Origin of the sequence: Cellulomonas sp. SG140, from assembly GCF_025770785.1 — a bacterium.
In the GTDB taxonomy this organism is placed as follows: Bacteria; Actinomycetota; Actinomycetes; order Actinomycetales; family Cellulomonadaceae; genus Cellulomonas.
In genome coordinates this window covers 1-12278 of record NZ_JANZLA010000006.1, presented here as the reverse complement: position 1 = coordinate 12278, position 12278 = coordinate 1, and the positions used below count along the sequence as shown (strand labels likewise).

The 12278-nt window shown below is 74.3% G+C and carries 12 protein-coding genes and 1 pseudogene; 11 read left to right on the top strand and 2 right to left on the bottom strand.

Annotation, left to right across the window (positions count from 1 at the left end):
* From N0B34_RS11940 to N0B34_RS11895, 10 genes are all read left to right on the top strand, one after another.
* A complete protein-coding gene (locus tag N0B34_RS11940) occupies positions 1 to 900 on the top strand; it encodes a F0F1 ATP synthase subunit gamma (protein ID WP_263731625.1) in 900 nt (299 codons plus the stop codon).
* Positions 901 to 932: 32 nt separating this feature from the next.
* Complete coding sequence (atpD, locus tag N0B34_RS11935; RefSeq protein WP_263731624.1) at positions 933 to 2414, top strand: F0F1 ATP synthase subunit beta; 1482 nt, start codon at positions 933 to 935, stop codon at positions 2412 to 2414.
* Positions 2415 to 2425: 11 nt separating this feature from the next.
* A complete protein-coding gene (locus N0B34_RS11930; protein WP_263731623.1) occupies positions 2426 to 2701 on the top strand; it encodes a F0F1 ATP synthase subunit epsilon in 276 nt (91 codons plus the stop codon).
* A 12-nt stretch (positions 2702 to 2713) separates the two neighbouring features.
* A complete protein-coding gene (locus tag N0B34_RS11925; protein WP_263731622.1) occupies positions 2714 to 3154 on the top strand; it encodes a DUF2550 domain-containing protein in 441 nt (146 codons plus the stop codon).
* Between the two features lie 17 nt (positions 3155 to 3171).
* On the top strand, positions 3172 to 3867 hold the full coding sequence (gene nucS / locus N0B34_RS11920) for an endonuclease NucS (protein WP_263731841.1): 696 nt from the start codon (positions 3172 to 3174) through the stop codon (positions 3865 to 3867).
* A complete protein-coding gene (locus N0B34_RS11915) occupies positions 3867 to 4769 on the top strand; it encodes an HAD family hydrolase (protein WP_263731621.1) in 903 nt (300 codons plus the stop codon). Before nucS ends, N0B34_RS11915 begins: the two co-directional genes overlap by 1 nt.
* Before the next feature lie 110 nt (positions 4770 to 4879).
* Positions 4880 to 6328 (top strand): GH1 family beta-glucosidase, encoded by a 1449-nt coding sequence (locus N0B34_RS11910; protein ID WP_263731620.1) that lies wholly within the window; start codon positions 4880 to 4882, stop codon positions 6326 to 6328.
* 49 nt (positions 6329 to 6377) lie between these two features.
* The gene (locus tag N0B34_RS11905; protein ID WP_263731619.1) at positions 6378 to 6686 is read left to right on the top strand and encodes a hypothetical protein; all 309 of its coding nucleotides are present in this window, start codon (positions 6378 to 6380) and stop codon (positions 6684 to 6686) included.
* Positions 6687 to 6761: 75 nt separating this feature from the next.
* Positions 6762 to 7571 carry an alpha/beta hydrolase gene (locus N0B34_RS11900; protein ID WP_263731618.1) on the top strand — a complete coding sequence of 270 codons (810 nt, stop codon included), beginning with the start codon at positions 6762 to 6764 and terminating at the stop codon, positions 7569 to 7571.
* Complete coding sequence (locus N0B34_RS11895; RefSeq protein WP_263731617.1) at positions 7568 to 8356, top strand: alpha/beta fold hydrolase; 789 nt, start codon at positions 7568 to 7570, stop codon at positions 8354 to 8356. The genes N0B34_RS11900 and N0B34_RS11895 overlap by 4 nt, the downstream gene beginning before the upstream one ends.
* 22 nt (positions 8357 to 8378) lie before the next feature.
* On the opposite strand, the gene N0B34_RS11890 is transcribed toward N0B34_RS11895, so the two are convergent.
* Both N0B34_RS11890 and N0B34_RS11885 read right to left on the bottom strand, forming a co-directional pair.
* On the bottom strand, positions 8379 to 8873 hold the full coding sequence (locus N0B34_RS11890) for a hypothetical protein (protein WP_263731616.1): 495 nt from the start codon (positions 8871 to 8873) through the stop codon (positions 8379 to 8381).
* 5 nt (positions 8874 to 8878) lie between these two features.
* Positions 8879 to 11062 (bottom strand): hypothetical protein, encoded by a 2184-nt coding sequence (locus tag N0B34_RS11885; RefSeq protein WP_263731615.1) that lies wholly within the window; start codon positions 11060 to 11062, stop codon positions 8879 to 8881.
* A 191-nt stretch (positions 11063 to 11253) separates the two neighbouring features.
* Between N0B34_RS11885 and N0B34_RS11880 the strand changes: the two are divergent.
* Positions 11254 to 12278: pseudogene (locus tag N0B34_RS11880) on the top strand (hypothetical protein); the annotation flags it as partial.

Below are 12278 nucleotides of genomic sequence, written 5' to 3'. Positions count from 1 at the left end.
ATGGCGGGTTCGCAGCGGGTCTACCGGCAGCGCATCCGGTCCACGCAGTCGCTGAAGAAGATGTTCCGGGCGCAGGAGCTCATCGCCGCGTCCCGGATCGGCCGGGCGCGCGACCGGGTGAGCATGGCGACCCCGTACTCGCGTGCCATCACCCGCGCCGTGTCGGCCGTGGCCACCCACTCGACCCAGTCGCACCCGTTCCTCGTCGAGCGGACGGACACGAACCGGGCCGCCGTGCTCGTCGTCGCCTCGGACCGCGGCATGGCCGGCGCCTACTCGGCGTCGGTGATCCGCGAGGCGGAGCGGCTGATCACCCGGCTGACGGACGAGCGCAAGGAGGTGGCCCTGTACGTCACCGGCCGCCGGGCGCTGTCCTTCTACACGTTCCGGCAGCGTGAGGTCGTGAGCAGCTGGACCGGCAGCTCCGACGCGCCGACGGTGGAGGTCGCCGACGACATCGCCGGCACGCTGCTCGGGGCGTTCCGCGCCCCGGCGGACGAGGGCGGCGTCGCCGAGGTCCACATCGTCTACACGCAGTTCGTCAACATGGTCACCCAGCGCCCGCGGGTGCTGCGGCTGCTGCCGCTCGAGGTGGTGGAGGGCGTCGTCGAACCGGGCGAGGCCGAGGCGCTGCCCCTCTACGAGTTCGAGCCGAGCCCCGACGTGGTGCTCGACGCGCTGCTGCCGCGGTACGTCCGCAGCCGCGTCTACGCCAGCCTGCTGCAGGCGGCAGCCTCCGAGCTCGCGGCGCGGCAGCGTGCGATGAAGACGGCGACGGACAACGCGGAGGACCTGATCCGCATGTACACGCGGCTGGCGAACCAGGCTCGCCAGGCCGAGATCACGCAGGAGATCAGCGAGATCGTCTCGGGCGCGGACGCGCTCGCGTCGGCCTCCTGAGCCACCCGACCACACCGAAGCGAGGCAGCAACATGACCGCCACCACCGTCGACGCGACGGCGACCCCCACGGGCAGCTCGGGCGTGGGTCGTGTCGCGCGGGTGATCGGCCCCGTCGTGGACATCGAGTTCCCGCCGGACCAGATCCCCGAGCTCTACAACGCCCTGACCGTGCAGATCGAGCTCTCCCACCAGGGCGAGGGCGAGAGCACCCACAGCCTCACCCTCGAGGTGGCGCAGCACCTGGGCGACTCCCTGGTGCGCGCCATCGCGCTGAAGCCGACCGACGGTCTGGTCCGCGGCGCCGAGGTGACGGACACGGGTGCGCCGATCTCGGTCCCCGTCGGCGACGTCACGCTGGGTCACGTCTTCAACGTGACCGGCGACGTGCTCGACCTGGAGCCGGGGGAGAAGCTCGAGATCACCGAGCGCTGGCCCATCCACCGCCAGCCGCCGGCCTTCGACCAGCTCGAGTCGAAGACCACGATGTTCGAGACCGGCATCAAGGTCATCGACCTGCTCACCCCGTACGTCCAGGGCGGCAAGATCGGCCTCTTCGGCGGCGCCGGCGTCGGCAAGACGGTCCTGATCCAGGAGATGATCCAGCGCGTCGCCCAGGACCACGGCGGCGTCTCGGTGTTCGCCGGGGTCGGCGAGCGCACCCGTGAGGGCAACGACCTGATCGTCGAGATGGAAGAGGCCGGGGTCTTCGACAAGACCGCGCTCGTCTTCGGCCAGATGGACGAGCCGCCGGGCACGCGTCTGCGCGTCGCCCTGTCCGCCCTGACGATGGCGGAGTACTTCCGCGACGTGCAGCGTCAGGACGTGCTGCTGTTCATCGACAACATCTTCCGGTTCACGCAGGCCGGGTCCGAGGTGTCCACGCTGCTCGGCCGCATGCCGTCCGCCGTGGGGTACCAGCCCAACCTGGCCGACGAGATGGGCCTGCTCCAGGAGCGGATCACCTCGACCCGGGGCCACTCGATCACGTCGCTGCAGGCGATCTACGTGCCCGCCGACGACTACACCGACCCGGCGCCGGCCACGACGTTCGCCCACCTGGACGCGACCACCGAGCTGTCCCGCGAGATCGCCAGCCGCGGTCTGTACCCCGCCGTCGACCCGCTGGCCTCGACCAGCCGCATCCTCGACCCGCGGTACGTCGGCCAGGAGCACTACGCGGTGGCCACGCAGGTCAAGTCGATCCTGCAGCGCAACAAGGAGCTCCAGGACATCATCGCGATCCTCGGCGTCGACGAGCTGTCCGAGGAGGACAAGACCGTCGTGGCGCGTGCCCGGCGAATCCAGCAGTTCCTCTCCCAGAACACCTACATGGCGGAGAAGTTCACCGGCGTGGCGGGTTCGACGGTCCCGGTGGCGGAGACCGTCGAGGCGTTCAAGAAGATCGCCGAGGGCGAGTTCGACCACATCGCCGAGCAGGCCTTCTTCAACATCGGCGGCCTCGAGGACCTCGAGCGGAACTGGGCGCGGATCCAGAAGGACTACGGGGTCTGAGGGGAGGCACGGTGGCACAGCTCGAGGTCGACCTGGTCGACGCGGAGGGCAAGGTGTGGTCCGGACAGGCCCACCAGGTCACCGCGCCGGCGGCGGACGGCGAGATCGGCATCCTGCCGGGTCACACGCCCGTGCTGTCGCTGCTGCGCGCCGGTGAGGTGCGGGTGCGCGAGGAGCGTGGCGGCGCTGCGCTCGCGTGGCACGTCGACGGGGGCTTCCTGTCCGTCGACTCGGACCAGGTGACGCTCGTCGTCGACAACGCCGAGCCCACCACCGCCGGGAACTGAGGGCGAGCAGGGATGGGCGGGCTGGAGGCGGACACGCTCCTGGCGCTGGCCGCCCTCCTGCTGCTCGCCGTGCTGGTGTCCGGTCTCTGGCTGTCCCGGACACGGACGCTCTCGCACCGGCTCGGCTCCTTCTCCTGCTCCCTCGCGCGCCGGCCGGAGGGGCCGTGGGCGCGTGGCATCGCGCAGTACGGCGTGCACCGCCTGTACTGGTGGCGGCTCGCGTCGATCCTGCCCAGGGCTCGGCACGTCTGGAGCCGCCCCCGGATCGCGGTGCTCTCCCGGACGACGGTCCCGTCGCCTGACGGGCACACGCGCATCGTGGAGCTGCGCTGCCGTGTGGCCGGCGAGACCTCGTCGCCGATCGAGGTGTACCTGCAGATGTCGCCCGAGGCGTACGCCGGGCTGACGTCGTGGATCGAGGCGACGCCGACGCGCTCCGCCTCGGTCATCTAGAAGCCCCGGAGGTCCTGGTGCGGTTGGTGGTGGCCTCGTGCACGGCCACGTACAGCGGACGGCTCGACGCGCACCTGCCGCAGGCGACCCGCCTGCTGGTGGTGAAGGCGGACGGGTCGGTGCTGGTGCACGCCGACGGCGGGTCCTACAAGCCCCTGAACTGGATGAGCCCGCCGTGCACGCTGACGGTCTCCGTGCCCGACGACGAGCGCGCCGCGCTCGGCGTCCAGGAGGTGTGGACCGTCCAGCACGCGAAGTCCGACGACCGCCTGGTCGTGGAGCTGTTCGAGGTGCACCACGACTCGGCGCACGAGCTGGGTGTGGACCCGGGCCTGGTGAAGGACGGCGTCGAGGCGCACCTGCAGCAGCTGCTCGCGGAGCAGATCACGCTGCTCGGGCCGGGGCACCAGCTGGTGCGGCGCGAGTACCCGACCGCGATCGGACCGGTGGACATCCTGGCGCGGGACCCGGCCGGGGGGACCGTCGCCGTGGAGATCAAGCGTCGCGGCGACATCGACGGTGTCGAGCAGCTGACGCGGTACCTCGAGCTGCTCAACCGCGACCCGCTGCTCGCCCCCGTCCGCGGGGTGTTCGCGGCACAGGAGATCCGCCCCCAGGCGCGGGTGCTCGCCACCGACCGCGGCATCGGCTGCCTGGTGCTGGACTACGCGGCCCTGCGGGGCGTCGACGACGTGGACTCGCGGCTGTTCTGATGGCCGCACCCCTGGGCAGCGCGCCGAGCGGGGGCGTCGTCCCGCCCGGAACGGGCGCGCCGCGGGTGGTCGCCACCGATCTGGACGGCACGCTGCTCGGCCCCGACGGCGGCCTGTCGGCCAGGACCCGGGACGCCCTGTCCCGCAGCGACCGCGCCGGTGTCCGGGTGGTCGCCGTCACGGCGCGGCCGCCGCGGTGGCTGGCGGACCTGGCGCCCGCGCTCGGTGCGTGCGGCGTCGCCATCTGCGCCAACGGTGCCGCTGTCGTCGAGCTGGCGACGTTGGCGATCCGGAACGCCTACACGTTCGACGACCAGGTGGTGCGCGACGTGGTCGCCCGGGTGCGCCGTGCCGACCCGGCGGTGAGCTTCGCGCTGGAACGCACCACGGGCTTCGCCGCGGAGGTGGGGTTCCGCTCGAGCCATCCGGTGCCCGAGGGCAGTCCGCTGGTCACGGACATCACCGAGGCGCTGGACGGCCGGACGATCAAGGTGCTGGTGCGCGCGGCGCCGTCGGTCGACCTGGACGCCTTCGTCGGGTCGTTGTCCGCGGCGGTCGGCGAGGCGGGCGTGGTGTCCCACTCGGGTGCGACCGGTCTGGCCGAGGTGTCGCCGTCGGCCGTGACCAAGGCGAGCACGCTGGCCACCTGGGCGGCGGAGGAGGGGGTCGGGGCGAGCGACGTCTGGGCGGTGGGCGACGCTCCGAACGACCTGCCGATGCTGGCGTGGGCCGGTCGTTCCTTCGCGGTCGCGAACGCCCATCCGACCGTGCTGCGGAGCGTCGACGCGGTGCTGCCGTCCAACGCGGACGACGGCGTCGCGGTGCTGCTCGACACCGCCGTCGCGCTGCTGCCGCACGGCACCCCTCGCGGTCGGGAGGTCCCAGGGGTCGCGGCCTCCTGACTCTCGGTTGGAAGCGCTCCCGCAGCTCGCGGAGAGCGGTGTATCGTATCGATTCGACCCCGGTCGCCGACGACCGGCCCTTCCCCTCCCGCGATCGACCGAGGATTCCCATGGCGACCACGCGCCCGTCCGGCCGGCAGTTCCCCACCGACTTCCTCTGGGGGTCCGCGACGGCCTCGTACCAGATCGAGGGGGGCGTGCACGAGGGTGGGCGCGGCCCGTCGATCTGGGACACCTTCAGCCACACACCGGGTCGGGTGCTCAACGGCGACACCGGTGACGTCGCCGTGGACCACTTCCACCGGGTGCCGCAGGACGTGGCCATCATGCGCGAGCTCGGTCTCCAGGCGTACCGCTTCTCGATCGCGTGGTCCCGGGTGCAGCCGACCGGTTCCGGCGAGTTCAACCAGGCGGGCCTCGACTTCTACTCCGACCTGGTGGACCGGCTGGTCGAGGCGGGGATCCAGCCCGTCGCGACCCTGTACCACTGGGACCTGCCGCAGGCGCTGGAGGACGAGGGCGGCTGGGCGAACCGTCAGACCGCCTACCGGTTCGCCGACTACGCCCGCCGGATGGCCGAGGTGCTCGGGGACCGGGTGCGCCTGTGGACCACGTTGAACGAGCCGTGGTGCTCCGCCTTCCTCGGGTACGCGTCCGGCGCGCACGCCCCCGGGGTGACGGACGACGCCAAGGCGCTGGCCGCCGTCCACCACCTCAACCTCGGCCACGGTCTCGCGGCCCGTTCCGTGCGCGCCGTCCTCGGTGAGGACACGCCGGTCTCGGTGACGCTGAACCTGCACGTCACGCGGGCTGCCTCCCACGAGCCGGCGGACGTCGCGGCCAAGCGCCGCATCGACACGGTCGCCAACGAGGTGTTCCTGGGCCCGATGCTGCTCGGTGCGTACCCGCAGCAGGTGTTCGCCGACACCGCCTCGATCAGCGACTGGTCCTTCGTGCAGGACGGGGACCTGGACCTGATCCGTGTCCCGCTCACGCTGCTCGGCGTGAACTACTACGCCACCGGCCTCGTGCGTGCCGGGGCGCCGGCTGCCGTCACGCCGGGGGAGCCCGGACCGGACGGCCACCGCGCCGCCGAGCACAGCCCGTGGGTCGGTGCCGACCAGGTCGAGTGGCTGCCGGTGCCCGGGCCCTACACCGCGATGGGTTGGAACATCGACCCGCAGGGGCTGATCGACCTGCTGCTCGAGCTCCGTGACCGGTTCCCGGACCAGCCGCTGGCCATCACCGAGAACGGTGCGGCGTTCGTGGACGAGGTCTCGGCGGACGGCCGGGTGCACGACTCCGACCGGGTGGCGTACCTGCACGACCACATCGACGCGATGGGTGCCGCGATGGACGCCGGTGCCGACGTGCGCGGCTACTTCGTCTGGTCGCTGCTCGACAACTTCGAGTGGGCGTACGGCTTCGACCGCCGCTTCGGCGTGGTCCGCGTCGACTACGACACGCTCGAGCGCACGGTCAAGGACTCGGGACGCTGGTACGCCGAGCTGGTCCGCACCGGCACCGTGCCCCCGGCGGAGGCCGCCGCCGCGCTCTGAGGACCCGATCGCTGGGCGAGGAACCGCCGGCATCGGACAGGATGGGCGCATGCCGAGCAGCCGTCGATCGTCGAGACGGCCGTACGGGACCGCCCACCCGGAGCTGGACCTGATGCGCGCCACGGGCGGGCGCACGGCCGAGAGCGCGCCGGACGGTGAGTGGACGGTCCAGTCCGTGGCCGGCTCGCCCCGCGAGTACCGGTGCCCAGGCTGCGACCAGGTGGTCGCCCCGGGCACGCCGCACGTGGTCGCGTGGCGGACGGACGACCTGCTCGGAGACGGTGTGGAGGGCCGCCGGCACTGGCACACGGCGTGCTGGCAGGCGCGCGGTCGCCGTCGTCCCACCCGCCGGGCCTGACGGCGCCGCACCCGACGACGCCGAGGCCGACGGGTGCCTGCGTGCCCGCCGCGGCCGCCGGTTAGGCTCGAGACGATGTCCGAGACCTCCGCCGCCACCGCCCACGGCGCCCCGATCCGCTCCCTGACCGTCCTGCCCGCGCACCGGGAGGACGTCGAGCTGCACACGGCGGACGGCCTGACGCTGGTGGGCGAGCTCGCCCTGCCGGTGGACGCCGAGGGCCGTCCGACGACGCCTCGCGCCACCCTGGTCACGCTGCACCCGTTGCCGACGCACGGCGGCTACATGGACTCGCACGTGCTGCGCAAGGCGGCGTGGAGGCTGCCCGCCCTGGCCGGCTTCGCCGTGCTGCGGTTCAACACGCGCGGCACGTCGAGCCCCCGCGGCACCAGCCAGGGCGCGTTCGACGGGGGCGTGGCCGAACGCTTCGACGTCGCGGCTGCACTCGAGCTCGCCGAGTTCCGGGACCTGCCGCACGTCTGGCTGGTGGGGTGGTCGTTCGGCACCGAGCTGGCGCTGCGGTACGGGCGTGACCCCGTGGTGGAGGGAGCCGTCCTGCTGTCGCCACCCCTGAGCAGAGCGGGCGACCAGGACCTCGACGCCTGGGCGTCCTTCGGCCGGCCGCTCGTCGTGCTGGTGCCCGAGCACGACGACTACCTGCGCCCGCCGGAGGCGCGTGAGCGCTTCGCCCGGGTGCCGCAGGCCGATCTGGTGGCCGTCGACGGGGCGAAGCACCTGTGGGTGGGGGAGTCCCAGGTGCGCCGCGTGCTGGACGAGATCGTCGCGCACGTCGCGCCGGAGGTCCCTGTCCCGCTGCCGCGGACGTGGGCGGGGCCGAGCAGCCAGGCGGAGTCGGCCGTCGACCTGACGGGGGAGGACTCGTGACACCGATCGCAGGGCTGACCACAGTTCGGTCCGACGCCGGGGCGCTGCCCCTCGTCCTGCTGCACGGGATGCCGCTCGACTCGCGGATGTGGACCGCGGCCGCGCAGCTCGTCGCCGGCCCCGCGGCCGTGCACCTGGTCGACCTGCCGGGCACGCCGCGGTACGTCGCCGACCTGCCTGAGCCGTCGCTCGAGGCCTCCGCCGACGAGGTGGCCCGTCTGCTGTCGGCCGCGGGTGTCGGCCGCGCGGTCGTCGTGGGCCTGTCGATGGGCGGCTACGTCGCTCTGGCGATGGCCGAGCGGCACCCGGACCTGCTGGCCGGGCTCGGCCTCGTGGACACCAAGGCGGTCGCCGACACCCCGGAGGCCGCGGCCAAGCGCCTCGCGGCGGCCGACGAGCTCGAGTCCAGCCGGTCGCTCGACACCGTGCTGCCCACGGTCGACGGGTTGCTGGGCGAGACGACCCGGACCGCGCGGCCGCAGGTTCGCGAGCAGGTGCTCGGCTGGGTGCGTGAGCAGGCGCCGAGCGGGCTGGCCTGGTCGCAGCGGGCGATGGCGGTACGGCCCGATCGGACCGAGGTGCTGCGGACGTTCTCCGGGCCCGTCACGGTGGTGGTGGGCGACGAGGACACGGTGTCGCCTGTGGAGCAGGCGCGTGCCATGGCGGTGGTCGGCGACGCGGCGCTCGTCGTCGTGCCGCGCGTCGGGCACCTGTCTGCCGTCGAGGACCCGGCCGCCGTCGCAACGGCCCTGGGGGAGCTGGTGGCACGGGCGCAGCGCGGCTGAGCCGGCCCGGTCAGGCGTTCGGTCAGGCGCCGCCGAGCACGCGGGAGATCGCCACGTCGAGGTCCAGCGACTCACCGTCCTTGCCGCCGGCGCCGAGCACCAGCGGGGGGTCCTGCGGCGTCAGCTCGACGCCCCGCCACAGGGACGCGAGGCTCACCGGCGCGCGCAGGACGTAGAAGTCACCTGCGGTGGAGACCGCGAGCGACTCGTCCTGCCGCAGGTACCAGCCCGCCAGCCGGGTCCGGTACCGGTGCCGTCCGTCGAAGCTGCGCGCCCGCAGCGGCACCGGCGCCGGACCGTGCGCGGTCGCGCGTGCCACGAGGTCGGCGAGCATCGCCCGCGCGCGGTCGGACTCCGCCTTCTGACGTCGGTGCAGCGCGTCGGCGTGGGCGGCGGCCGCGGCCCGACGCTCCGCCCGCCACGCCGATGCCTCGGAGGTCCGACCGGCGCCGTCGCCCCGCGGCTGGTCGTCGCTCCCGGCGTGCCGAGCGTCGCGCGACCGGCCCTGCGCGTTCACGGCGCTCAGCCGCGAGCGGATGCGGCGTCGGTCGACTCCACCGACGCCTCCGACTCGTCGCGCACCGCCTCGTCACCCACGGACTCGGCACCGGCCGCCTCGGAGGTCGGCTCGGGCTGCCCCTCGGCCTCGGCCTCGCGGGCCGGCGTCGCGCCCTCCGGGATGCCGTCGGCAGCCGCCTCGGCAGCCACCGGGGCCTCGTCGTCGGCCGCCGGGCTCGCCGGCGCCGTCGCAGCCGCGGACACCGGTGCCGGTCGTCCCTTGGCGCCCCGTGCCGCCGGCCGGCTGCTCCGAGCCGGACGCTCCACCGCGGCCTGACGGTTCTTCTCGAACTCCGCCTCCACGCGACCGGCCTTCTCCAACGCCGACCGGTCCGGGTTGCTCCCGAGGAGGTTGCGCAGCTCGTCGAGGTAGCCGGTGATCGACTCCCGCTGCCGGTTCAGGTCCTCCACCTGGCGCTGGGCGGACGTGCGCTCGCGCTCGGACTCGATCATCGCGTCCGAGATCTGCTTCTCCGCGTGCTCCCGGGCCTCGGAGACGACGCGGTCGGCGTTCTTGCGAGCGTTCGAGACGAGATCCCGGGCGTGCGCCTCCGCGTCGGTCCGCACCTTCTCGGCCTGCGCCAGAGCCTTGGCCACCCGCTGCTCGGCCTCGGCGGCGTGCGCCTCCGCGTCCGCGACCAGGCGCTCCGTCTCGGCACGAGCGCGCTCGTGGCGCTCGGAGTCCGCACGCTCCGCCGCCTCCCGCTTCGAGGCGATCTCCAGCTCGGCGTCCGCCAGCCGCTGCTCGGCGTCCCGCACCAGCGTGTCCGCGTGCGCCTTGGCGTTCGCGGTCAGGTCGGCGATCGACCGCCGCGCCTCGGTCTGCAGCCGCTCGACCTCCAGGCGCGTGGTCTCGCGCAGCTCCGCGGTCTCGCGTGCGGCGGTCGCCCGCAGCTCGGCGGCCTCCCTCTCGGTGGTCTCCCGCAGCTGGGTGGTCTCCCGCTCGGTGACCTGGGTGAGGTGCGCCGTCTCGACCTGCGTCCGCTCCCGCAGCTCCGTCGTCTCTCGCTCGGCGCGGGCCCGCAGGTCCGCCGCGTACTGCGCCGCCTCCGCACGGAGCGCCGCGACGGCCTGCTCCGCCTCGGTGCGGGCGGCCGCCAGCTCGTCCGCCGTCGTCGCCCGCAGCTCCCCGGTCTCCCGCTCCGCGCTGGCCCGCACGAAGGACGCGTACTGCTCGGCCTCGGTCCGCAGCGCCGCCACCTCGGCGGCGACCCGCTGCTGCAGCGCCGCCGCGTCCCGCTCCGCCGCGGAACGCACCTGGTCGGCGTACTCCTGGGCCGACGCGCGCAGGGTCGTGACCTCGTCCGCCACGTGCTGGCGCAGGGCGGCGGCCTCGTCGTCCGCCTCGGCGCGCACCCGTGCCGCGTACCGGTCCACCTCGGAGGTCCGGGCGGCCAGCTCGGACTCCACGCGCTGACGCAGCTCCGTCGTCTCGACGTCGGCCGCGCGGCGCAGGTCCTGGTCGTAGCGCTCGGCCTCGGCCCGCAGCGCCTCGGTCTCCGCTTCCGTGCGTGCCCGCAGCTCGCTCGCGGTGCGCTCCGTCGCGACCCGAAGCTGGGTCGCCTCGTGCTCGACCGTCGCCCGCAGCGTGCCGAGCTCGCGCTCGAGGGTGGTGCGCCGCTCGCTCTCCTCGGTGGCGATCGCACTGGCGATCCGAGCCGCCTCGCGCTCGGCGGAGCCGACCAGCTCCTCGGCCCTCCGCTGCGCGGCGGTCAGCTGGCTCTCCGCCTCCGTGGCCGCCGACGTCCGGACCTCCTCGGCCTCGCGGCGCGCGGTCGCCAGCAGCTCCGCGACCTCGTTCTCCGCGCGCGCGCGGAGCTGGCCGGCTGCGAGCTTGGCCCGCGCGAGCGAGTCCGCCGCCTGGGCGTTGGCCTGGGTCACGACGTCGGACGACTGCTCCTCGGCGGAGCGCAGCAGCTGCTCGATCCGCGAGCCGAGGCCGGAGTACGTGGGCCGCTCCGCCTCCCGCAGCTGCCGGTGCGCCTCGGAGAGCTCACCGGCGACCTGGAGCGCCTTGGCGTCCGCAGCCTGGACCTGCGAACGGGCGTCGTCCACGGCCTTCTCGAGAGCGGCGATCCGCGCGTCGACGGCGTCGCGGTCGTACCCGCGGAAGTTGACGACGGGGAAGGTGGGCCGGGCATCGGACACGGGCGTGATCCTCCAGGGGGCATGGGCGCGCGACGGCGCGGTCGACCACGTGTCGAGGCCGGCGACCCGGCGCCAGGATACGCGGAACGGGTGAAGCAGCCCATGGGCCGAACGGGCTGCGGACACCCCGTTCAGCGGGCCGTCCCGGGCGGCCCGCCTATCCTGGGTGTCCCGTCCGAGAGGATCTGTGTGTGCGCAAGCGACTGATCGAGTCCGGCATCGGCCTGCTGGGGCTCGTCGTCATCGCCCTGGCAGTCGCCTCCGCGACGCTCTGGCGCGCGGACGACGTGCTGGTCGCGCGGGCCACGGCGACCACCGGTCTCGTCGTCACGGATCCCGGTGTGCTCGAGCTCGGCGGAGACCCGGTCACGGTGCGGGCGCAGGTTCCGGCGGGGGCCCACGTCGTGCTCGCCGTCGGTCGGGACACCGACGTCGCCGGCTGGGTGGGCAGCGACCCCCACCAGCGGGTGTCGGGGTTGTCCGGCTGGCGGACGCTGCGGCTCGCCGCCCCGGCGTCGTCCGCTGCGCCGTCGCCTGCGGGCTCGACGTCGCCGTCCGCCTTGCCGTCGGGGAGCGCCGCTGGCTCGAGCCCGTCGGCGACGGCGGCCGACGCGTCGGCGGCCCCGAGCGCGAGCGCCTCCGCCGCACCGGGCACGGCCGCGAGGCCGGCTGCGGACCCGTCAGGTTCGGACATGTGGGTGGCGCAGGCGACGGGGACGGGGTCGGCACAGCTCACGTGGCACGCCCAGGACGGACGATGGAGCCTCCTCGTCGCCGGCATCGGCGCCGACGGCTCCGCCGTGAACCCCACGCTGGAGATGTCGTGGCCGCGGGTCGTCTCGTCGCCGTGGCTCGTTCCCGGCCTGGTGCTCGGGGGCCTGCTCGTGCTCGCCGGCGCCGGTCTGCTGGCTCGGGACTGGTGGCGGACCCGCTCCGGGCACGACGGCTGGACCTCGGTGGAGACGGGCGCGGTTCCGGAGGTGGTGCCCGTCGCGGCCGGCGCCGTCCTGACGCGTCGACAGCTCCGGGAGCTCCAGAGCCGCAGCGGACGACCGCCCACCGGCGCCGTCCGGGCCGTGGCAGCGGCCGACGTGCGTGCAGCCGCTCGGGGCGAGCAGGGCGCTGCCACCGTGCCGCCGACCAGCAGCACGCCGACCGGGACGCCACCCGTGGTGCCGGGCGAGCGGCCGGGCGCCCGGCCGCAGCCCCTTCCGCT